This is a genomic window from Streptomyces sp. NBC_00691 (genome assembly GCF_036226665.1).
Classification (GTDB): Bacteria; Actinomycetota; Actinomycetes; order Streptomycetales; family Streptomycetaceae; genus Streptomyces.
Genome location: NZ_CP109007.1, coordinates 6,539,566 through 6,561,667 on the forward strand (window position 1 = coordinate 6,539,566; position 22,102 = coordinate 6,561,667).

At 72.4% G+C, this 22,102-nt stretch carries 18 protein-coding genes; 8 read left to right on the forward strand and 10 right to left on the reverse strand.

Translation table 11 applies throughout. The features are described from left to right. Positions 1-56: 56 nt before the first annotated feature. From modA to OG392_RS29530, 4 genes are all read right to left on the reverse strand, one after another. Entirely contained in the window at positions 57-881 is an 825-nt protein-coding gene (gene modA, locus OG392_RS29515; RefSeq protein WP_329284416.1) for a molybdate ABC transporter substrate-binding protein, read from the reverse strand. Between the two features lie 89 nt (positions 882-970). Next, positions 971-1,357 carry a TOBE domain-containing protein gene (locus tag OG392_RS29520; RefSeq protein ID WP_329284417.1) on the reverse strand — a complete coding sequence of 129 codons (387 nt, stop codon included), beginning with the start codon at positions 1,355-1,357 and terminating at the stop codon, positions 971-973. Positions 1,358-1,484: 127 nt separating this feature from the next. Next, entirely contained in the window at positions 1,485-4,274 is a 2,790-nt protein-coding gene (locus OG392_RS29525) for a molybdopterin-dependent oxidoreductase (RefSeq protein WP_329284418.1), read from the reverse strand. Next, positions 4,271-5,122, reverse strand: coding sequence for an FAD binding domain-containing protein (locus tag OG392_RS29530; protein ID WP_329284419.1), 852 nt, complete (start codon positions 5,120-5,122; stop codon positions 4,271-4,273). Before OG392_RS29530 ends, OG392_RS29525 begins: the two co-directional genes overlap by 4 nt. A gap of 227 nt (positions 5,123-5,349) precedes the next feature. On the opposite strand from OG392_RS29530, the gene OG392_RS29535 reads away from it, so the two are divergent. Beyond that, positions 5,350-6,879, forward strand: a complete 1,530-nt coding sequence (locus OG392_RS29535) for a PucR family transcriptional regulator (protein WP_329284421.1) — start codon at positions 5,350-5,352, stop codon at positions 6,877-6,879. An 80-nt stretch (positions 6,880-6,959) separates the two neighbouring features. Here the strand turns inward: OG392_RS29535 and OG392_RS29540 are convergent, their stop codons facing one another. Further along, the gene (locus OG392_RS29540; RefSeq protein ID WP_329284423.1) at positions 6,960-7,358 is read right to left on the reverse strand and encodes a TOBE domain-containing protein; all 399 of its coding nucleotides are present in this window, start codon (positions 7,356-7,358) and stop codon (positions 6,960-6,962) included. Between the two features lie 176 nt (positions 7,359-7,534). On the opposite strand from OG392_RS29540, the gene OG392_RS29545 reads away from it, so the two are divergent. Both OG392_RS29545 and OG392_RS29550 read left to right on the forward strand, forming a co-directional pair. Next, on the forward strand, positions 7,535-8,188 hold the full coding sequence (locus OG392_RS29545) for a hypothetical protein (RefSeq protein WP_329284424.1): 654 nt from the start codon (positions 7,535-7,537) through the stop codon (positions 8,186-8,188). Positions 8,189-8,287: 99 nt separating this feature from the next. Then, a complete protein-coding gene (locus OG392_RS29550; protein ID WP_329284426.1) occupies positions 8,288-9,553 on the forward strand; it encodes a DUF6357 family protein in 1,266 nt (421 codons plus the stop codon). A gap of 570 nt (positions 9,554-10,123) precedes the next feature. On the opposite strand, the gene OG392_RS29560 is transcribed toward OG392_RS29550, so the two are convergent. Then, a complete protein-coding gene (locus tag OG392_RS29560; protein WP_329284429.1) occupies positions 10,124-11,230 on the reverse strand; it encodes a magnesium and cobalt transport protein CorA in 1,107 nt (368 codons plus the stop codon). 149 nt (positions 11,231-11,379) lie between these two features. Here OG392_RS29560 and OG392_RS29565 point away from each other — a divergent pair, with 149 nt between their 5' ends. Next, positions 11,380-12,495: a winged helix DNA-binding domain-containing protein gene (locus OG392_RS29565; protein WP_329284431.1), complete on the forward strand. Its 1,116-nt coding sequence runs from the start codon at positions 11,380-11,382 to the stop codon at positions 12,493-12,495. Continuing rightward, positions 12,485-12,976: an SUKH-3 domain-containing protein gene (locus OG392_RS29570; RefSeq protein ID WP_329284432.1), complete on the forward strand. Its 492-nt coding sequence runs from the start codon at positions 12,485-12,487 to the stop codon at positions 12,974-12,976. The genes OG392_RS29565 and OG392_RS29570 overlap by 11 nt, the downstream gene beginning before the upstream one ends. 51 nt (positions 12,977-13,027) lie before the next feature. Here OG392_RS29570 and OG392_RS29575 read toward each other — a convergent pair whose 3' ends face one another. After that, positions 13,028-13,843, reverse strand: coding sequence for a helix-turn-helix transcriptional regulator (locus OG392_RS29575; protein ID WP_329284434.1), 816 nt, complete (start codon positions 13,841-13,843; stop codon positions 13,028-13,030). A gap of 91 nt (positions 13,844-13,934) precedes the next feature. On the opposite strand from OG392_RS29575, the gene OG392_RS29580 reads away from it, so the two are divergent. Together OG392_RS29580 and OG392_RS29585 are read left to right on the forward strand one after the other, a co-directional pair. Further along, positions 13,935-15,620, forward strand: a complete 1,686-nt coding sequence (locus tag OG392_RS29580; protein WP_329284436.1) for an AMP-binding protein — start codon at positions 13,935-13,937, stop codon at positions 15,618-15,620. Beyond that, complete coding sequence (locus OG392_RS29585) at positions 15,617-17,245, forward strand: AMP-binding protein (protein WP_329284438.1); 1,629 nt, start codon at positions 15,617-15,619, stop codon at positions 17,243-17,245. Before OG392_RS29580 ends, OG392_RS29585 begins: the two co-directional genes overlap by 4 nt. Before the next feature lie 47 nt (positions 17,246-17,292). Here OG392_RS29585 and OG392_RS29590 read toward each other — a convergent pair whose 3' ends face one another. The 3 genes from OG392_RS29590 to OG392_RS29600 all read right to left on the reverse strand — a co-directional run bounded on the left by OG392_RS29590 (position 17,293) and on the right by OG392_RS29600 (position 19,991). Next, positions 17,293-17,871: a GNAT family N-acetyltransferase gene (locus OG392_RS29590; RefSeq protein ID WP_329284440.1), complete on the reverse strand. Its 579-nt coding sequence runs from the start codon at positions 17,869-17,871 to the stop codon at positions 17,293-17,295. A 19-nt stretch (positions 17,872-17,890) separates the two neighbouring features. Next, complete coding sequence (locus tag OG392_RS29595) at positions 17,891-18,694, reverse strand: TIGR04222 domain-containing membrane protein (protein ID WP_329284443.1); 804 nt, start codon at positions 18,692-18,694, stop codon at positions 17,891-17,893. A 124-nt stretch (positions 18,695-18,818) separates the two neighbouring features. After that, positions 18,819-19,991, reverse strand: coding sequence for a hypothetical protein (locus OG392_RS29600; RefSeq protein WP_329284445.1), 1,173 nt, complete (start codon positions 19,989-19,991; stop codon positions 18,819-18,821). A gap of 332 nt (positions 19,992-20,323) precedes the next feature. On the opposite strand from OG392_RS29600, the gene gcl reads away from it, so the two are divergent. After that, a complete protein-coding gene (gene gcl, locus OG392_RS29605) occupies positions 20,324-22,102 on the forward strand; it encodes a glyoxylate carboligase (RefSeq protein ID WP_329287526.1) in 1,779 nt (592 codons plus the stop codon).

Here is a 22,102-nt window from a genome sequence, read left to right on the forward strand (position 1 = left end):
AGGGCTGTCCGTTCCCCCGGGACGGACAGCCCTCACGATCTGGTGATCCCGGTCGGTTACGGCTTCTGGAAGCCGGCGTCCTGGAGGATCTTCTGGCCTTCGGGCGAGGAAAGCCAGGCGACGAACGCGGCGGCCGCCTCGGCGTTCCTGGAGTCCTTGATCGTGGCGGCCGGGTACTTCGCGAGGGCGTTCTGGTCGTCGGGGATCTCGACGGCGTCGACCTTGTCGGCGGCGCTCGCGGCGTCCGTCTTGTAGACCAGGCCGGCGTCGGCCTCGCCGAGCTCGACCTTGCTGAGGACGGCGCGCACGTTGGGCTCCTGGGAGACCGGCTTCACCGTGATCTTCTGGGCGTCCAGAATCTGCTTGCTGTACTTGCCGGCCGGGACCTCGGGGGCGGCGAGGACGACCTTCAGCTTGGTGTCGGCCAGGTCCTTCAGGTCGTCGACCTTGAAGGGGTTGCCCTCGCCGGTGGCGATGACGAGCCGGTTCTTCGCGATGATCGCGGGGGTGCCGGTGTCGGCCTTCACCTTGTCCATGCTCTTGGTGTCGGCGGTGACCAGGACGTCGGCGGGCGAGCCCTGCGAGACCTGGGCGACGAGCTCCTGCGAGCCGGCGAAGGAGAAGGTCAGCTTCGTGCCCGGGTGGGACTTCTCGTAGGCCGCGCCCGCGGTCTTGAAGACGTCGGTGAGCGAGGCGGCGGCGAGGACGGTCAGGTTCGCCGCGGGCGCGCCGCTCGCGGAGGCGGAGGCCGAGCCGGAGGGGCCCGCGGTGTCCTTCCTGGTGTCGTCGTTGTTGCCGCAGGCCGCGAGCGGGACCAGCAGGGCGGCGGTGAGCACGGCGGCGGCGGTACGCCGTCTGGTGGCGGTGATCGTGAGCGACATGAGGGTCTTGACTCCTTGACGGGAACGGAAGGTGCGGTGGGAGGCGGCCGCGCCGACGGCCGAGATGCTCGGTACTGCGTGAGGGGTGGTCAGGTGCGGTCGATGTGCACGCTGGTCGACTTCACGCGGGCGGTGGCCTGCATGCCGACTTCCAGTCCCAGTTCCTCCACGGCCTCACGGGTGAGGAGGGAGACGAGCCGGTGCGGACCGGCCTGGATCGTGACCTGGGCCGCGACGTCGCCGAGCCTGATCGCCGTGACGATCCCCGGGAACGCGTTGCGCGCCGAGGTGTACGAGGCGTCGTCGTCGCTCTGCGCGATCTCCACGGAGAACTCGGCGAGCGACTTCCCGTCGATGACGCGCCGACCGCTCTCGTCGCGGTGGGTCGCGACCCGGCCCGCGTCCGCCCAGCGCCGCGCCGTGTCCGGGCTGACGCCCAGCAGACGAGCGGCCTGCCCGATCGTGTAGGACTGCATATGCGACACCGTAGGCCGTGCTCGATCTCATCTGCAACAACGTCGTGGGACTCTCCATTGCGTATGAGAGGTGACTTGGAGGAAGTGACGGCAGATGCGGCTGGTGTCACCGGCTGATACGGGCATCTCAGACCTCGGACCTCGCGCGGCGGTCGAGGGCGATCCAGACGCGGTCGCGGGTCACCGGCAGCTCGGTGAAGCGGATGCCCGTGGCGTCCCGCAGGGCGTTGGCGAACGCGGGGCCCACCGGGTTGAACGGACTCTCGCTCATGGACTTCGCCCCGAGCGGGCCGATCGCGTCGGACGTCTCCGTGAAGTGGACCTCGGTGCGGGGCACGTCCGCGTACTGGGGAAGCCGGTAGCGGCGGAACGCGGCCGTGGTGACCTCGCCGCGCTCGTCCAGCCGCACGGTCTCGAAGAGGGTCGCGCCCAGCGCCTGGGCGACGCCGCCCTCCACCTGGCCGCGGCACTGCATCGGATTCATGACCTTGCCCGCGTCGGCGGCGTGCACACTGCGCAGGATGCGGATCTCGCCGGAGCCGGGGTCGACCGCGAGGCGGAACCACTGGGCGTTGAAGGCCACCGAGCGCGGCGAGCCGCCCCAGTGCCCGTCGGCCGCCAGCTCCTCCGCCGCGCCGAGCGCGTGCCCGGCCTCGTACAGCTCCTTGAGGGTCACCGTACGGCCGGCGCACTCGACGGAATCGGCGCCGAGCACGCACAGGTGGCGGGCCGTGCCGGTGTGGCGGGCGGCGAGGGTCCTGAGCCGTTCGGCGAGGGAGGTCGCGGCGAGCAGGACGGCCTTGCCGGCGACGACGGTGCCCGCGGAGCCGAAGGCGCCGGTGTCGTGGCGGACGACGTCGGTGTCGGACTGGCGGACGGTGAGCCGGTCCTCGGTGGTGTTCAGGGCCCCCGCGGTGATCTGCTTGTGGACGGTGGTGGTGCCGTTGCCGAACTCGGCGGTGCCGACGGCGATGTCGTACGTGCCGTCCTCCAGGAGCGACACCCGGGCGTCGGCGTAGTGGCCGCCGGGCGGTCCTGTGGCGATCATCGCCATCGCGGTGCCCTGGCCGACCAGCCAGCCCTCCGGCGCGTCCTCGGCGCTGCGGTCCTCGTCGAGCGCCTTACGGACGACCGACAGGCACTGGTCGAGGCCGTAGGAGGCGATGTACAGGTCCTCCTCCTCGCCGATCGGGCTGTGCATGCCCTCGCCGGGCCCGATGATGTTCTTCTCCCGGAGGACGAGGGGATCCATGCCGAGGCGGCGGGCCAGTTCGTCCATCACGGACTCCACGGCGAAGGTGACCTGGCCGAGGCCGTAGCCGCGGAAGGCGCCCGCCGGGACGGCGTTGGTGTAGACGGAGAAGGCGTCGACCTTCTTGTGCGGGGCGCGGTAGACGGCGAAGGACTCGCCGACGCTGTGGAACATCACCGCGGGGCCGTGGTTGCCGTACGCCCCGGTGTCGGACACGACACGCATCTGGACGGCGGTCAGCGTCCCGTCGGCGCGGGCGCCCACCTTGATGCCGATGGTGAACGGGTGCCGGGTGGTGGCCCCGTAGAACTGCTCGGCCCGGGTGTACTCCAGCTTCACCGGCCGGCGCAGCTTCAGCGCCGCCAGCACCACGATGTCCTCGGTGAGCATCTCCTGCTTGCCGCCGAAACCGCCGCCGACCCGGCCGGCGACCACCCGCACCTCGTCCTCCGGCAGGTCGTACAGCGCGCAGAGGGCCCGCCGCGTCAGGAACGGCGTCTGGGTGGAGGAGCGCACGGTGAGGCGCTCGCCCGCGCCGGCCCCCTCGCCGTCCTTCGGCTCGAAGTACGCGACGCAGCCGTGCGTCTCCAGGCTGGCGTGCTGCACGCGCTGGGTGCGGAAGGTCTCCTCGTACACGACGTCGGCCTCGGCGAAGCCCTGCTCGACGGATCCGATCTCGCCGTGCACCTCGCCGGCGACGTTGTTCTCGACCCGGGCGATCCGCACCTCCGGCCCCTTGCCGGCGTGCAGGACGGGCGCGCCGGGGCGCATCGCCTCCTCCGGGTCGGTGACGTACGGGAGTTCCTCGTACGTCACCTCGACGCGGCGGCAGCCCTCCTCGGCGGCCTGCTCGCTGTCGGCGACGACGGCGGCGACCCGCTGCCCGACGTACCGGACGACGTCGTCCAGGACCCGGGTGTCGTCGGGATCCTCGGTGGGATGCTCGTGCCGGGCGGAGGAGTACAGGGTCGCCGGGGCGTCCTCATGGGTCAGCACGGCGTGGACGCCGGGGACCCGGAGCGCGGCGGAGGTGTCGATCGCGAGGATCCGGGCGTGCGGGTGCGGGGAACGCAGCAGCTTCATGTGGAGCAGGCCCGGCACCTCGACGTCGAAGGTGTAACGGGCGGTGCCCGTCACGACCTGCGGACCGGCCGGGGCGGCCACGTTGCGGCCCACCGCCTGTCCCGCGCAGGGCCGTTCGGTGTGCTTCACGCCACGGACGGCGTCCTCGATCGCCCGGTAGCCGGTGCAGCGGCAGATGTTGCCCTTGAAGGCGCGGGGGAGATCGTCGAGCTTGCCGTCGTCGTGCGCCGAACCCCGCTCGGCCTCCAGGGCGGCCGTCGTCATCAGGAAACCGGCCGTGCAGAAGCCGCACTGGTACCCCTGCGCGTCGAGGAACCTCTGCTGGACGGGGTGGAGTTCGCCGTCCCGGGAGGCCAGCCCCTCCACCGTGGTGACGGACCGGCCCTCCGCCCGCAGGGCGGGGTAGAGACAGCTGTGCACGGGCGCCCCGTCGACGTGGACCGTGCACGCCCCGCAGTCGCCCGCGTCGCAGCCCTTCTTCACGCCGAACCAGCCGCACTCGCGGAGATAGGTGCGCAGACACTGGCCGGAGCGCGGCTCGGTGGCGAACGGGCGGCCGTTGACCTGGATCTCGAAGCTCATCGGGCACCTTCCTCGGAGGCGTGGGACGGGGTGGGCGCGGTCAGTTCGCGGCGGACCTCCTCGGCGAGGCGCAGGCCCATGTGCTGCCGCCACTCGGGCAGTCCGTGGATGTCGTCGAACCACTCGGAGCCCGACACCGCGGCGTCGATCGTGGTCCGGAGGTGCTCCGCGGTGGGCGGCAGCGGGAACCAGAACCGGAACGGGCGGGTGGTGGCCGCGGTCACCGTCACCGCGAGCGAGCCGTCCACCGGGTCGAGCGCCCCGATCACCAGGGCGCCCGACCGGCCGAGCCCGTACAACGACGCCTGCCGGAAGGCCGTACGGCACTCCAGCGCGCGCCCGGGCAGCGTCACCGAGCGGAGCAGCTCCCCGGCCGCGAGGTCCTTCACGCCGGCGCCCCGGATGAAATCGGCCACCTTCACCTCGCGCGTCGAGCCGTCCTGCGCCTGGAGCAGGCAGCTGCCGTCCAGGGCGGCGGTGAGCGAGATCATCGGCCCGGCCGGGAGGCCGTTGCAGAGGTTCCCGCCGACGGTGGCCATGTTCCAGATCTTGAACGAGGCGAGGAAGGCCCGGCAGCACTGCTCGAAGAGCGGCGCCGCGGGGGAGCCGAGGAGACGCCGGCCGAAGCGGGACAGCTGGGTGATCGTGCACGTCGCGGCGATCTCCAGCGAACCGTCCGCGTGACGGGTGAGCGGCTCCCAGCCCATCCGGCTCAGATCGACCAGCCGCCGCAGCCGCGGCTGGGGCTCGGAGAACAGGTACGTCCCGCCCCCCAGCCACGCGTCGCCGGGACGCCAGGGCTCGCGCAGCCGCGCGTCCCTCACGTCCGTGATCGTGTTCAGGTCCATCCCCACCACTGCCTTCCGACCGGTGCCTTCACGCCAGTGAAGCCCGGCGGGGACCTGCCGCACGACTGGACGGGAACCCGGAAAACCTCCACCTCCCGACCTCCGCCACTGGAGGAACAACCAAGAACTGTTCTCGCCCTTCACCTTGGCATCTACGATGCATCGACTCGCATTTGCCTCGTGAATGTGAGTGCGGGCCACTCCCGCGACCGCGCAAGGAGCCACGTATGCACGTCGACCACCTCCTCCGGCTCGACCGCCTGGACCTCTCCCTCGTCTGGGGCGACGAGTCACTCCTCGGCCAGGAGATCGCCGGGGTCACCGCGACCGACCTGGAGGACCCGGAGCGCTTTCTCCAGCCGGGCGAGGTCGTGCTGAGCGGACTCGTGTGGTGGACCCCGGACGGCGCGCCGGCCAAGACCGACCACTTCGTGTCCGCCCTGCGCCGGGCCGGAGCGGTGGCCCTCCTCGCCGGCGAGGAGACCCACGGCCACGTGCCGCGCGAACTCGCCGACGCCTGCCGCAGGCACCGCGTCGCCCTCATCGCCGTCCCCCCGCACACCGGCTTCCGGGCCATCACCGAAGCCGTCTACCTCCGGCAGTGGGGCGAACTCAGCCGCCGCCCCAGCGGGCACCACGCCCTCCCCGAGAACGTCCGCCTGGACCTCGACCGCGCCCTGGAGAGCGGGGCGACGGCCGGTGAACTGCTCGACCGGGCCTTCGCCCATCTCGGCTCACCCGCCTGCCACCTGCTCACCGCCAGCGGCCGTACCGTCACCCGCACCGGCGACGCGGCCGAACTCCCCGCCCGGGCGGCCGTGGAGGCGCTGCGCGGCGGACAGGGCACGACGCTGCGCGTCGAGGCCGAGAGCACGGACTTCGACACCTGGTACCTGCACCTGCCCGAGGAGGGGCAGGTGCCGCCGAGGGTCCTCCAGGAGATATCCGAGCTCCTCGGCCGCCACCGGCGCCGCCAGGACCGGGCCCGGGAGGCCCGCGGCCCCGCCGCCGCCCAGCTGGTGGAGGCGATCGGCGCGTTGCGCGTCGACACCGACCACCTGCGGGGCGCACTGGCCTCCTGCGGTCTGGGCGACCGGGCGGCGTACACGGTGGTCGTCGCGGCCCTCGAACCGAACGGCGCCGGCGGGGCCGACGGGGTCGCCGCGCTCACCGAGGCCCTCGGTCACCTGCCGTCCGCCGCCTTCGCCGTCGGCCCGTGCGCCGGCGACGAGGTGGCGGCGGTCCTCGCCCACGAGGCCGACACCACCGACGACACGAGGGAACGCCTGCGGGAGGTGTGGCCCCTGATCCAGGCCTGCCGCCCGGAGAGCACCTGGCGGGCCGGCCTGAGCACCCGCGTCAGCACCCCCGCGGAGCTCGACACCGCCCTGACGCAGGCCCGTTACGCCCTCGCCGCGGCCCGCACCACGACCCGCCCCGCTCCCCGGGTCGCCGGACTCCGTGACCTCGACGGCCTCGCCCTGCTGCTCGTAGGCATCCCCGCCGCCGTACGGGAGGTCTACCGCGCGACGGTCCTCGGCGCCCTGCTGGGCGGCGGCCGGTCGGGGACCATGCTCCTGGACACCCTGGAGGTCTTCCTGGCGCACGACTGCTCCTGGACGCGCACCGCCGAAGCCCTGCACATCCACGTCAACACGGTCCACTACCGCGTCGAACGCATCGAGACCCTCACCGGCCGGGACCTGTCCCGCCTCGACGACCGGGTGGACCTCAGCGCCGCACTCCTCTGCCACTGAACGCGCGCCCGCACGAGGCCGCCCCTACGGCCGGTCGGCGCCGCACTCCTCCACCGCCGCCCCGCGTCCGGACCCGGCCGTCACGGCAGGTCGACGTGCACGCTGGTCGACTTCACCCGTGCCGTCACCGTGACCCCGACATCGAGCCCCAGTTCCTCGACGGCCTCCCGGGTCACCAGGGACACCAGCCGGTGCGGCCCGGACTGCACCTCCACCTGCGCGGCCACGTCGTCGATCCGCACCCCGGTGACGATCCCCACGAAGGAGTTCCGCACGGAGGTCGACACCTCGTCCTCGGGAACGGCGTGCAGCCCGGCCCCCCGCTCCTGCGCGAACCGCGCGAGCCCGACCCCGTCGATCACCCGGTTGCCCGAACCGTCGCGGTCCATACGCAACCGCCCACCGTCCGCCCACCGGCGAACGGTCTCAGAACTCACTCCGAGCAGCCGCGCGGCCTGCCCAATGCTGTACGACGGCACCCCCGCACTCTAGGTCACACGGGCGTCGCGCGTCCCGCCGAACCGTCCCGGCCGCTGCCCTGCGGCCTCCCCCGGGGCCAGGCGACCCTGGCTGTTCGTCAGGGAGGAGCGGCGGGTTCGGTCCGTTCTCGTGCGACTACGCTGGTGGCGCCGCCACACATGAACGAAGGACGCCCATGGCCCGCCCCTATCACCCCGGACCGAAGCGGTTCGTGTTCGCTGCCGACGACGGCGACGACCAGCAGGTCTCCGTGGGCGACCCCCAGGAAGCGTATGTCGCGTTCTCCGCGTTCTTCCGGGGGCGGGACTCCGGCACCTACACCATCAGCGAGGAGCCGGCGGGGCAGAGCCTGGTGCTCATGCCGGGGCAGGGCGTGATCTCCCGGATCGACGGCGGGGACCGGCCCCGGTCGGAGTATCTCCAGGTCGACAGGGGCAATCGCTACCTTCCGAGCGCGATGCTGTTCTTCGAGAACGGATACGCCGGCCTCGACCGCTTCGGCCAGTGGTTCCCCGACCCCGCCGACCTCGACGCGTCACCGGAGGCCCGCGGTGCCGCCCGCGCCGCCACGTTCACCACCGAAGCGGCGGCGATCCGGGAAGTCGGCCGCATCTGGGCGGACTCGGGCTTCGTGGACCCGAGTGACCGGTACCACGTCTTCTTCGACTCGCGCGATGCCGACGACGACCGCGCCGAACGCGCCGAACTGCTCACGTTGATCGCGTTCCTCGGTCTCGAACGAGTCGACGCCCCGGCCGGGGCGGCCAGGGGCGAGGTCTGGGTGCGCACCGATGCGCGCCTCGACGCCGAATCCGCGCGGTGGTCGTGAGCCGGCGGTACGGGGCGGGGCGCCGGCACCGCCGTGACGCGTGCCGTGGAGTCGGGGCGGGCACGTCCGGCCGGTGCCGTTCGAGAGAGGCCTGAGTCCATGAGGGACATCGTCTTCACGCGCAGAAGCGGCTGGATCCCGAACGTGATCCGCGAGGACGGCGAGCTGAGACTGATGCTCGGCGCCGGGGCCGACGCCAACCATGACCCCCGCACGTTCACCTTCTCGATCGCCGAAGCCCATCTCGCGGTGATCCAGGAGGACCTGACCAGGCATCTGCTGCTGTGGAGCGCGATCCTTCCGCTGTGCGACGACGCCGGAACCCGGGGCCGGCTCGACGAGAACGCGGCTGTCGCCCTCCTGGACCCGGTCCTCCTCTCCCCGCCCGCGGACGTCGACGCGCTCTTCCGGCGCGTCCGGTGGGACAGGAGCCGGCTCATCGCCCATGGGGCGGACATCGATCTGCTGGAGCGCGGTCAGGTCTGCGCGGCGATGCGCGCGGCCACGGAGACGCCGAACGAGAGACGTGCTCAGGAGTACCACGCGAACCGCCGCCGAGCCGAGCGCGGTACGGTCCTCGGCCCGCTCGACGCCGCGCTTCTGAGGTACACGGGCCAGTACCTGCACGGCTCGACCGTTCCGAGGCGGACGCCCGATGCCGTCGACCCCGCGCTGCTGCCCGAGGTCATGCGGGTGATCGCCGTCGCGGAGCAGGCCTGCGCGGGAATGCGGATCGGCCTCGACCCACGACGGGGACACCGCGCCACGGACAAGCGCGCCTGGGAGCGGATGGAGACGACGGTCGGCGCGGCCGTGCGCCGGGCACACCCCGAACTCGTCGACGACGCGGTGCGCACGGTCGGCTTCCTGATGTGCTCGGAGGCCGCGGCCCGCTCCAGGAGCACACCGGCGGACGACGACGAGGAGGCGGCGGACGACCGCGCCGGCCCCGGCGAGCGCGGGAGGAAGACGGCCCTGTCGTTCACCGACGACAAGGGCGTCGAGAAGAAGTGGCGGCGGGACGGTTCTCGTACGGCCAGCGCGGAGTTCTGGGACTTCGTCGCCGATCGCTCCGCCGGGGACAACGAGGTGTTCACCATCGAGGACGAGGAGATGGGCGAGGGGATCCAGCTCCACTTCTACGCGGACTCCCTCGCCAGGGTCACGACGGTGCGGGAGGGGGACGGCAGGTCGGATCCGGAATACCAGGTCGAGTACTGCCTGGTCGACGGGCTGGACGGGTACCGGAACCTGGTGAGCGCCTTCGTCCGAGGCGGTTGCGCCGCGCTCGGACAGCACGGTCCCTGGATGTCGGACGTCACCGAGTTCGAGCGCGCACGTCGCCGCCGCCGCGACGCCCGCTAGGTCCTGTCGTCAGGCTTCCGTCCGAGGCGGACGGCCCGGCTGCGGGTGGGGATCAGTGCCGCACGGGACGCCGCCGACCTCGTTCGCATATGCCCTTGGCTTGTTCGTGCACGCCTCTGGCGTACCCGGGCGGCCCGGTGGCAGGGTGAACCACAAGCGGCCCCTGCAGCCCCGACTCCTGCAGCGCGTGGCCGCCGGTCCGGCCCCGCGTCGCCCCGCGGGGGCCGGGCCGCGCCCGCCTCCCGGCTCCCCACGGGAGGCAAAAGGCGCGCCCGGCACCACCAACGCCCGCTGCCCCTCGCCGCCCTGGGCCGGACCTTCCGCACCGCCCCGCTGCCCCTCGCCGGTGCCTCCTGCCGGGCTGCACTCGCCCGCATGGTCGCCGACAGCCCCACCCTCGCCGCCCGGCTGCGCGAACTGCACGACCAGCGGGAGGAGGCGCTCGCCACGGCTCTGGCGGCCGCGGCCCCGGACCACGCCCCGGCCATCACGCCCCGGGCGGCCGCCGCCGCCCTGATCGCCGCAGCGGACCGCCTGCTGTTCCGGCGCATCCAGGAAAGGGGGGCGGGTCTACAACCAGTCCTTCTTCTTGAACACCACGTACAGACTCGTGCACACCACCGCCATCAGCACCACCGCGAACGGATACCCGCCCGCCCAGTGCAGCTCCGGCATGGTGTCGAAGTTCATGCCGTAGATCGTTCCCACCAGCGTCGGTGCGAACAGGATGGCGGCCCACGAGGAGATCTTCTTGATCTCCTCGTTCTGTTCGAAGCCCGCCTCCGCCAACGCCCGCATCTCCGCGTTCTGTTGCTGGGTGACCAGGGTCGCGTTGACCGTGAGGATGTCCGTGAGTGCCTGGCGGAAGCCGTCGACGCGCTCGCTGGTGTGGGTGACGTGGTCCGCCACGTCACGGAGGTAGCGCTGGAGTTCCTCGTCCGTGCCGTACTTGGCGAAGCCGGCCATCAGGCCGTGCAGCATGCCGACCAGGGGGCGGGTGGCGCGCTGGAACTCGACCATCTCCCGGGAGAGTTCGTAGATGCGGCGGGAGACCGCCGGGTCGCCGCCGAAGACCTCCGTCTCGATCTCGTCGATGTCGTTCTGGACGCCCGCCACCACCGGTGCGTAGCCGTCGACCACCGCGTCGAGGATGGCGTACAGGACCGCCTCCGGGCCAAGGGCGAGCAGCTCCGGGTCCTTCTCCATGCGGCGGCGGACCGTGGAGAGGTCCGGTGCGGCGCCGTGGCGGACCGTGATCAGGAAGTCCGGGCCCAGGAAGATGTGGAGCTCGCCGAACTCGACCTCCTCCTGCGCGTCCAGGTAGCGGGCCGCCCGGAGGACCACGAAGAGCGTCTCGCCGTACCTCTCCAGCTTGGGGCGCTGATGCGCCTCCATCGCGTCCTCGACGGCCAGTTCGTGCAGATCGAACTCGGCCGCCAGGGAGTGGAGTTCCTCTTCGGTCGGGCGATGGAGGCCGATCCACGCCATGCCGTCCGGGTGTTCGCGCAACTGCCGGAAGGTCTCCGCGAGCGTCGCCGGGGACGAGACGCGACGGCCGTCCCGGTACAGGCTCGCCTGCACCACGCTCCGCCGCTCCTCCGGCGCCTCCGGGGCGGCGCTCGTGGGCGGCTCCGCCTGGGGGCGGCGCCAGGCCTGGCGTGGGCGACGGTCGGACATCTCGTGCACCTCCTGAGTCTCCGGGCAGGATATATGCGGTCGGTTTCGGGTGAATGGTGATGGATCGGCGTCCTGCCCCTCCCGCTGTCATGGGCCTGACCCCGCCTTGCGGACCGTATCTGTCCGCAAGCCCGAGTAGCGTGCCTGTCATGGCCCTCAAGACGACACACCCCGTGCTCGGTGCCCGCGCCCTGAACCGTGCCACCCTCGACCGCCAGCTGCTCCTCCGCCCCGCCCCCCTGGGGGTCACGGAGGCCGTCGAGCACCTTCTCGGCCTGCAGGCGCAGAACACCAAGCCCCCGTACTACGCCCTCGCCGCCCGCCTCGACGGATTCCGCCCCGAACGGCTGTCCGCGCTCATGGAGTCCCGCGACGTCGCCCGTATCGTCACCATGCGCTCCACGGTGCACACCCACACCGCCCGCGACGCGGTCGCCCTGCGCGGGCTCGCACAGGGCGGTGCCATCGACCGGGAGCTCGCCCTCTTCGTCTCCCGCGGGGGCCTCGACGGCGTCGACCTCGAGCGGCTCGCCGACCTCGCCCGCACGCTCGTCGAGGAGCGGCCCCGCACCCCCAAGGAGCTGCGCGAGGAGCTCCTCCCCGAGTGGCCCGACGCGGACCCGCAGTCGCTCTCCGTCGCCGCCCGCTGCCTCCTCCCCCTGGTCCAGGTCACCCCGCGCGGCCTCTGGGGGCGCGGCGGCCAGGTCGCGCTCACCACGACCGGCCAGTGGTTCGACGATCCCGCCGACGGCGCCGCCGACCTCGACGAGACCGTGCTCCGCTACCTCGGCGCATTCGGACCCGCCTCCGTGAAGGACATGCAGACCTGGTGCGGCCTCACCAGGCTCGGCCCCGCCTGCGAGCGGCTGCGGCCCCGGCTCCTCGTCTTCCAGGACGAGCGCGGCACCGAACTCTTCGACCTGCCCGACGCGCCCCGCCCCGACGAGGACACCCCGGCCCCGCCTCGCTTCCTCCCCGAGTTCGACAACCTGCTGCTGTCGCACGCCGACCGCGGCCGTGTCGTGCCCCGCGAGCACAAGGGCCGCACCTGGACCGGCAACCAGGCCCACCGCGTGTTCCTGCTCGACGGCTTCCTCGCCGGGCTCTGGCACCTCGACGAGGGCAAGGACCGCACCACCCTCAGGGTGGAGCCCTTCGCGCACGTGACGCGCGCCCAGCGCGCTGCGCTCACCGCCGAGGCCGAGCGGACCCTCCGGCTCATGACGCCGTCGGACATCCCGTACGAGATCGTCCATGCGGAGTGACGGCGGAGACGGCCGAGGGGCAGGAAGGCGATCCGTCGCCGCCGCCCTCGGTGCGGCCGGCTGGTACCCGGGGCGCGACATCGGCGCGCGGGTCCCCGGGCTTCTGGCGTTCGTCGTCGACCGGTTCGCGGAGGAAGGCCATCCGGTCGAACCCTTCCGCGCCGCCGAGGACTTCGTCCGGGAGTTCGGCGGTCTGCGCCTGGAGATTCCGGGAACGCCGCCGGACGCCGTCGGATTCACCCCGCACTGGATCTACGAGGAGAGCGGCGAGGACGTCGCCGAACTCGCCCGGAGCCTCGGCAGGAGGCTGTTCCCCGTCGGATACGAGACGTTCGACGGGGCGATGGTGCTCATCGACGACACCGGACGCTTCTTCCTCCTGCACCACACCGGCCCCTCCTTCCTGGGCCTGACCTCGCACGAGGCCGTCGGATGCCTGCTGTACGGGCCCCAGCGGGAGGCGCGGGACTTCTTCACCTGACCCCCCGCCCCCGCGGCAGCCTCCCGGCGTTCCTACGCCCCCCCGTCACTCCTACGGCAGCGCCCCCGCCCGCCGGGCCGCCACCACCGCCTCCAGGCGAGTGTGCGCGCCCAGTTTGCGCATCGCCGAGCGCAGGTAGCCCTTCACCGTCTCCGGGCGCAGGCCCAGGCGGGTCGCCGCCGTCGCGTTCGTCGCGCCCGAGGCCACCGCCGCCAGGACGTCCGTCTCCCGGGGGGTCAGCGTCACTCCCGGGAGGTCCCGCGGTGTCCCCGAGGCCGTCTCCAGGCGGCCGCAGACCGCGAGCAGGCGTTCCCGCAGTTCCGGGTCCGGGACCTTCGGGGCCAGTTCGCGCAGCTCCCCGTAGGCCTGCCGGACCTCCTCCCAGGACGGCCCCGAGGCCGCCGGAGTGCCGAGGCGGCCGACCTCGTCCCGTACGGCCAGCGCCTGCTCCACGTCACGGGCCGCCGCGACCGCCGCGTCGAAGACCCGCTCGCCGATCGGCAGGGCGTCGCGCAGCGCCCCGTACAGGACACCGCGCACCTTGCGGCGTACGACGACGGGCACAGCGATCACCGAGCGCAGCCCCTCCGCGGCGACCGGGCCGTCGTACTCATGGGTGATGTGCCGGGCCGAGGGGTAGTCCGTGACCGCGCACGGCCGTGAGAGGGCCAGGCACTTGCCGCCGAGACCCGAGCCGGTCGAGATCGTCAGGCCGTGCAGTGCGGGCGTCACCGCCCCGCAGGTCTCGCCGATCCGCATCGCCCGCCCCTCCTGGAGCAGCCCGCCGAAGACCACGGGCAGTCCGCTGCCCCGGCGCAGCCGCAGCAGCGCCGCGCGCAGCTCGGCCGTTTCCATCCGCTCGGGCACGGAACCACTCCTTCACCCCCGAACGGGGGTAGTGAGACCTGGGTCACTGATTACACGATGTCCGGGACCGGTCCCGCAACGAGGAGGACGAATGACGGCACAGAGCGCGACCAGTGCGACGGAGAGGTTCCGGGCCGCCCGGGACTTCCTGCTCCAGCACCGCGAGGACTACGAGGCGGCCTACGAGGGTTTCGCCTGGCCCCGGTCCGAGCGGTTCAACTGGGCGCTCGAATGGTTCGACGTCATCGCCGAGGGCAACGACCGGACCGCGCTCCACATCGTCGAGGAGGACGGATCCGAGGCGAAGGTCTCCTTCGCCGAGATGTCCGCCCGCTCCCACCGCGTCGCCAACTGGCTGCGCGCCCAGGGCGTCCGCGCCGGTGACCGGATCATCGTCATGCTGGGCAACCAGGTCGAGCTGTGGGAGACCGTGCTCGCCGCCATGAAGCTGCGCGCCGTCGTCATCCCCGCCACCCCGCTGCTCGGCCCCGCCGATCTCCGCGACCGTGTCGACCGGGGCCGCGCCCGCCATGTCATCGTGCGCGCCGAGGACACCGCCAAGTTCGACGACGTCCCGGGGGAGTACACCCGCATCGCGGTCGGTGGCGCCGGGGCGGACTGGCTGGGGTACGAGCACGCCGCCGAGGAGGCCGACGCCTTCGAGCCGGAGGGCGTCACCCTCGCCGACGACACCCTCATGCTCTACTTCACCTCCGGCACCACGGCCCGCCCCAAGCTGGTCGAGCACACCCACACCTCGTACCCGGTCGGGCACCTGTCGACGATGTACTGGATCGGCCTCAAGCCCGGCGACGTGCACCTCAACATCTCCTCTCCGGGCTGGGCCAAGCACGCCTGGTCCAACCTCTTCGCCCCGTGGAACGCCGAGGCGACCGTCTTCATCCACAACTACACGCGCTTCGACCCGGCCCGGCTGATGGACGAGATGGAGCGCAACGGCGTCACCAGCTTCTGCGCCCCGCCGACCGTGTGGCGCATGCTGATCCAGGCCGATCTCGGCCAGTTGAAGACCCCGCCGCGCGAGGTCGTCGCCGCCGGCGAACCACTGAACCCCGAGGTCATCGAGTCCGTACGGCGTGCCTGGGGGGTCACCGTCCGGGACGGCTTCGGTCAGACCGAGACCGCCGTCCAGGTCTCCAACAGCCCCGGTCAGCGGATCAAGGAGGGCTCCATGGGGCGCCCGAGCCCCGGCTTCCGGGTGACCCTCGTCGATCCGGTGAGCGGAGCGGCGGACATGGACGAGGGCGAGATCTGTCTCGACCTGTCCACCCACCCGGTGGGCCTGATGACCGGCTACCACGGCGACCCGGAGCGCACGGCGGAGGCGATGGCGAACGGCCTCTACCGCACCGGCGACATCGGATCCAGGGACGCCGAGGGGTACATCACCTACATCGGCCGCTCCGACGACGTCTTCAAGGCCTCCGACTACAAGATCAGCCCGTTCGAGCTGGAGAGCGCGCTCCTGGAGCACGAGGCCGTCGCCGAGGCGGCCGTCGTCCCCGCCCCGGACCCGCTGCGGCTCGCCGTCCCCAAGGCGTACGTCGTCCTCGCGGCCGGCTGGGACCCCGACGAGGAGACCGCGAAGATCCTCTTCGCCCACTCGCGGGCGGTCCTCGCCCCGTACAAGCGGGTCCGGCGGATCGAGTTCGCCGAGCTGCCCAAGACCGTCTCCGGCAAGATCCGCCGGGTCGAGCTGCGCCGGCTGACCGCCGAGGGCGGCGGCAGGGAATTCGTGGAGGGGGACCTCGCATGACCACGTACGGCACCGTCGCGCCCACCGAACTCTCCTACGCCCACGGGGTGTCGGAGACCCCGCTCCTCGGCGACACCATCGGCGCCAACCTGGACCGGGCCGTCGCGGCCTGGCCCGACCGGGAGGCGCTCGTCGACGTGCCCACCGGCCGCCGCTGGACGTACGCCCGCTTCGGCGCCGACGTCGACCGGCTGGCCGGGTCCCTGCTCGGCAGCGGGGTGCGGAAGGGGGACCGGGTCGGCATCTGGGCGGTCAACTGCGCCGAGTGGGTCCTCGTGCAGTACGCCACCGCCCGGATCGGGGCGGTCATGGTCACCATCAACCCCGCTTACCGGCCGCACGAGTTGGCGTACGTCCTCAACCAGGCCGGGATCACCCTGCTCTTCGCCTCGCAGGCGCACAAGACGAGCGACTACCGGGCGATGGTCGAGCGCGTGCGGCCGGAGTGCCCGCGGTTGCGCGAGGCCGTCTACTTCGGCGACCCCGGCTGGGACGCCTTCCTCGCCCGTACGCCGGGAGAGCTGCGCCCCGAGCGGCTCTCCTGCGACGAGCCCGTCAACATCCAGTACACCTCGGGGACCACGGGCTTCCCCAAGGGGGCCACGCTCTCCCACCACAACATCCTCAACAACGGTTATTTCGTGGGCGAGATGATCGCCTACTCCGAGCAGGACCGCATCTGCGTCCCGGTGCCCTTCTACCACTGCTTCGGCATGGTCATGGGAAACCTGGCCGCCACCTCCCACGGTGCCTGCATGGTGATCCCCGCGCCGTCCTTCGACCCGGCCGCCACGCTCCGGGCCGTCCAGGAGGAGCGCTGCACCTCGCTCTACGGGGTGCCCACGATGTTCATCGCCGAGCTGAACCTGCCCGACTTCGCCACGTACGACCTGTCGAGCCTGCGCACCGGCATCATGGCCGGCTCGCCGTGCCCGGTGGAGGTGATGAAGCGGGTGGTCGCCGAGATGAACATGGCGGAGGTGTCGATCTGTTACGGCATGACGGAGACCTCACCGGTCTCCACCCAGACCCGCCGCGACGACGACCTGGAGCGCCGCACGGGGACGGTCGGCCGGGTCATGCCGCACGTCGAGGTGAAGGTCGTCGACCCTGCGACCGGTCTCACCGTCGAGCGTGGCACCGCGGGTGAGCTGTGCACCCGCGGCTACAGCGTGATGCTCGGCTACTGGGACGAGCCGGAGAAGACCGCCGAGGCGATCGACTCCGGCCGTTGGATGCACACCGGCGACCTGGCGGTGATCCGCGACGACGGCTACGTCCAGATCGTCGGCCGGATCAAGGACATGATCATCCGGGGTGGCGAGAACGTGTACCCGCGCGAGATCGAGGAGTTCCTCTACGGGTACGCGAAGATCGCCGACGTCCAGGTCGTGGGCGTGCCCGACGAACGCTACGGCGAGGAGATCCTCGCCTGCGTGATCCCCCGCGACCCGGCCGACCCGCCCACCCTGGAGGACGTCACCGCCTTCTGCCGCGACCGGCTCGCCCACTACAAGATCCCGCGCCGGGTGGAGATCCTCACCGAATTCCCGATGACGGTGAGCGGGAAGGTGCGGAAGGTGGAACTGCGGCAGCGGTACGGGGACCCGGGCGGAACTCCCTAGGGGGTGTCGTGTCGATCAGGCCGGACTCCTGGCCCCTGCCGGGAGTTCTAGCCTCCCTGCCGGGCCTCGTGCGCGCCTCGGGCCTCCGGCACTCCCCGGTCCGCCGCGGCGTGCCGCACCTCCCTGCGCATGCACACCCGGGGCCAGACCGAGAGGCCGTGCGCCGCCTCCGCGCGGCTGATCGCGCGCAGGCCCTCCGTGAGCGCCGGGTCGGACGCGGCGAGCGGACGGAAGCCGAGCCGCGCGTAGTACGGCGCGTTCCACGGCACCTCGGCGAACGTCGTCAGGGTCAGCGCCGCCAGGCCCTGTTCCCCGGCGGCCTCCGCCAGATGCTCGATCAGCGCCCGGCCGACGCCCCGACGGGCGGCGTCGGGATGCACCGACACCTGCTCGATGTGGGCGGAGCCGTCGACCGTGTCGGTCAGCAGATACGCGATCGGGCGGTCGGCGGCGTCCACCGCCACCCACGCCCGGCCCGCACGCCGATACGACTCCAGGACGTCCAGGGGCAGCGGGTCGTCGTCGGCGATCGCCGCCATGCCGAGAGTACGGAACGGCTCGCCCGCCGCCCGTTCGATGTCCTGGAGCAGCGGGAGTTCGGCCGCAGCGGCCGCTCTGATGCGCATACGACAGTATGGCGCGGCCTCACCCCGCGCCGTCGCCCCGAACCGGACCACGATCCTGCGGCGGCCGGTTCCGGTCCACCTCGCCGGGCCGGTCGAGCAGCCCGCCGTCCCGCGAGAAGTGGGGCAGGAACAGCGCGAGCGCCGGATCGCCGTACAGCGCCACGTACAGCTGGACGAGCCCTCCGTCCGTCACCTCGCGCCGATGCGCCGGCAGGGGGTACCGCTCCCGCAGTCCGGCGAGGAGCCGCCGCGCCGCCCGGGTCGCCGGCGGCAGCCGCAGCAGCACCAGGGCCGCGAGCAGGACGGGCAGCGCCCCGGCCCCCAGCGCCCCGGCCAGACCGGTACCGGTCGCCCCTGTCGCGTACGCCCCCGCCACCACCGTCACCGGTACGCAGCCGAGCAGCGCCCTGACCGCCCACAACCGCGCGGGCGGCTGCAGCAGCCCCGCCCCGCGCAGCTCGCGGCGCAACGCGTCCACCGCCCGCCGGGCCTCGGGGCGCAGGGTGAGATCACGCAGCGCGAACGCCCGGTGGAGCGCCCCGTGCACCCCCAGCTGGACGGGGTCACGGGTGCGGCCTGGGCCGCCGTTGGCCCGAATCGTATGTTTGCGGCCCGCCGCGACCGCCCCACGCTGGTGCAGGGCCACCAGCGCCACGGTGACGGCCGCCCGCCGCCCGCCCCGCAGCAGCGCCAGGGCCTGCGGCGGGGGCACGTCGTCCGGACGATGCCCTTCGCTTTCCTTGCTGCGGGTTCGCAACAACGCGGCGACCAGCAGCAGTTGCCCGCAGGCCGCTCCTATGAACCACCACATCCCCGTCGGCATGAAGCCCACCCCCCGAGGGTGTTGTGCCCGGGGGAGCGTGATCGTCACGCGTGAATGGCCGGTTTCGGATGCCGAGGTGTTGTGGGCGGTACGCCTCCGGGGCCGGTGCCCGGGGACGGCACCGTCATGCGGCCCCCGAGACCAGGTCGTCGGCGGCGCTGTTCACCGGCTGCGGGGTGCCGGTCAGGTCGAGCACGAAGAGCGGAAGGCCGATCTCGGCGGCCCGTGAACGGGCCTCCGGGGTGTAGCCGGCGAGCGAGAAGAACACGCTCACGGAGGAGGCGGTCAGTCCGTTCAGCCAGAGGCACTCGACGGCCCGGAGCCCGGTGGGCCGGGTGCTCGGGTCGACCTGAGCGACGAGCCCCGGCGCCCGCAGGTCCACCCCGGACGCGGGACGCTCCTCGGGCTGGACCACGTCCCGGAACCCCAGCCAGCGCAGGTACCCGGCGGCCGCGGCGACCGCGTCCCGCGCGGTCCTGATCGTCAGCGGCCGGAAGTCCCCGCGCACCGGGGCGGGACGCGGGGCGGTGGGCGGCAGGGGTATGTGGGCGGGGTAGCGCTCGGCGAAGGTGCGGGGCGCGCCAGGACGGGGCGGGTGCCCGGGGTGCCGGTGGGCGGCGGGCCCGGGCACGGCCCCGGGGGCCTCGGGGACGGACCCCGGCCCGGGCACGGCTCCGGGCGCGCCGGGACCCGCGGTGCCGGGGCCGGTACGCGTGGCGTCGGAGCCCGTACCCGCGGCGCCGGGGCCCGCACCGAACCACGCCGAGCCGGAGTCGACCGACGAGGGGTGCTCCGTACCGGGGGAGGCGTCCTCCGGGGGCGGGAACGACCCGTCCGAGGCGAAGGAGGCGATCGGGTCGGAAGCACCGGCCGGGCCTGTCGTACCGCCGGGTCCGTAGGAATGACGGGGATCACGGGGACCGGAGGGACCTGTCGGCCCGGACGGCCCCGACGCCCCCGGACCGGCAGCACCCGGGCCCGCACCCGCGCCCGTGCCCGCACCGGTTCCCGTGCCCGCACGCGTACCCGCACCCGTGTCCGAGCGGTCGGCGCCCGCTTCCGGCCACGCTCCGGCGGGTCCTCCGGAGCCCTCCGCGGGCCCGCCCGCCGCCGGCGCCGCCGACTCCACCGCCCGTACCGGTATCCGCAGCACCGTCCCGCACGCGCAGCCCGTCTCCGGGTGCGGCCAGTCGTCCTCGCGGCCGCAGGCCCCGCAGCGGACGGTGACCCACTCGTCCGACCAGTTCCGGTGCGTGATGGGTTCCGCCGGTGCGCCCGCCGTCACGGGTGGTGCCACCGGGCTTCCGCACGCGCAGGGGAAGACGGGTGCCGCGTACGCCTGCGTGCGCAGGCATTCCGGGCAGCGCACCGGTACCGAATCGACCACAGCCAACCCCCTGTCGTTCCGCCCCATCGTCCACCCATCGGACGCCTCGGGGGGAGGTGTTCGGCCACTTCCGCGATCCCGCCGGTCGGACTTCTCTTGACGGCTCTCAGGAGCCCGACCTACATTGCTTCCGTATAGCAGAACAGTATTTCCGCATTACGGAAACAAGCCGCTCCGGGCTCCCGAGCCGACCGGTGGGCTTGGATCCGCCCGGCCGAAGCAGGAGCACTCCCATGCCTCGTATGACCGCCGCCGCAGCGGCCGTTGAGATCCTCAAGCGCGAAGGCGTCACCACCGCGTTCGGCGTGCCCGGCGCGGCGATCAACCCCTTCTACCGCGAGCTCAAGAACGTCGGCGGCATCGGCCACACGCTGGCCCGCCACGTCGAGGGCGCGTCCCACATGGCCGAGGGCTACACCCGTGCCAAGGCCGGCAACATCGGTGTCTGCATCGGTACGTCCGGCCCGGCCGGCACCGACATGATCACCGGCCTGTACTCGGCGATCGCCGACTCGATCCCGATCCTGTGCATCACCGGCCAGGCCCCGGTCTCGAAGCTCCACAAGGAGGACTTCCAGGCCGTCGACATCGCCTCGATCGCCAAGCCGGTGACCAAGGCCGCCACGACCGTCCTGGAGGCCGCGCAGGTCCCCGGCGTCTTCCAGCAGGCCTTCCACCTGATGCGTTCCGGCCGCCCGGGCCCGGTCCTCATCGACCTCCCGATCGACGTCCAGCTGACCGAGATCGAGTTCGACCCGGAGACCTATGAGCCGCTGCCGGTCTACAAGCCGCAGGCGAGCCGCGCTCAGGCCGCCAAGGCGCTGAGCTTCCTCCTGGAGTCCGAGCGCCCGCTGATCGTCGCCGGCGGCGGCATCATCAACGCCGACGCGACCGACCTGCTCGTCGAGTTCGCCGAGCTGACCAACATCCCGGTCATCTCCACCCTGATGGGCTGGGGCACCATCCCGGACGACCACGAGCTGGCCGCCGGCATGGTCGGCGTCCAGACCGCGCACCGCTACGGCAACGCGACCTTCCTGGAGTCGGACTTCGTCCTCGGCATCGGCAACCGCTGGGCCAACCGTCACACCGGCTACAACCTGGACGCGTACACCAAGGGCCGGAAGTTCGTCCACGTCGACATCGAGCCCACCCAGCTCGGCAAGATCTTCGCCCCGGACTACGGCATCGCCTCCGACGCCAAGGTCGCGCTCGAACTCTTCATCGAGATCGCCAAGGAGCTGAAGGCCGAGGGCAAGCTGCCCGACTTCTCCGCCTGGGCCGCCTCGGCGCAGGAGCGCAAGGCGACCCTCCAGCGCCGTACGCACTTCGACAACATCCCCCTGAAGCCGCAGCGCGTCTACGAGGAGATGAACCGGGCCTTCGGTCCCGAGACCCGCTACGTCACCACCATCGGGCTCTCGCAGATCGCCGCGGCGCAGTTCCTGCACGTCTACAAGCCGCGCCACTGGATCAACTGCGGCCAGGCCGGCCCGCTCGGCTGGACCATCCCGGCCGCCATCGGTGCCGCCACCGCGGACCCGGAGACCCCGGTCGTCGCGCTCTCCGGCGACTACGACTTCCAGTTCATGATCGAGGAGCTGGCGGTCGCCGCCCAGCACAAGGTCCCCTACGTCCACGTCCTCGTGAACAACGCCTACCTGGGCCTGATCCGTCAGGCGCAGGGCGGCCTCGGCATCAACTTCGAGGTCAACCTCGAGTTCGAGAACATCAACACCCCGGAGATCGGCGTCTACGGCGTCGACCACGTCAAGGTCGCCGAGGGGCTGGGCGTCAAGGCGATCCGCGTCACCGACCCGGACAAGCTGGGCGAGGCCCTGGAGCAGGCCAAGAAGCTGGCCGTCGAGCACCAGGTCCCGGTCGTCGTCGAGGCGATCCTGGAGCGCATCACCAACATCGCGATGAGCAAGACGGTCGACATGAGCGATGTCACCGAGTTCGAGGAGCTGGCCACCGAGCCCGGCCACGCGCCGACCGCGATCAAGGCCCTCAAGGTCTGA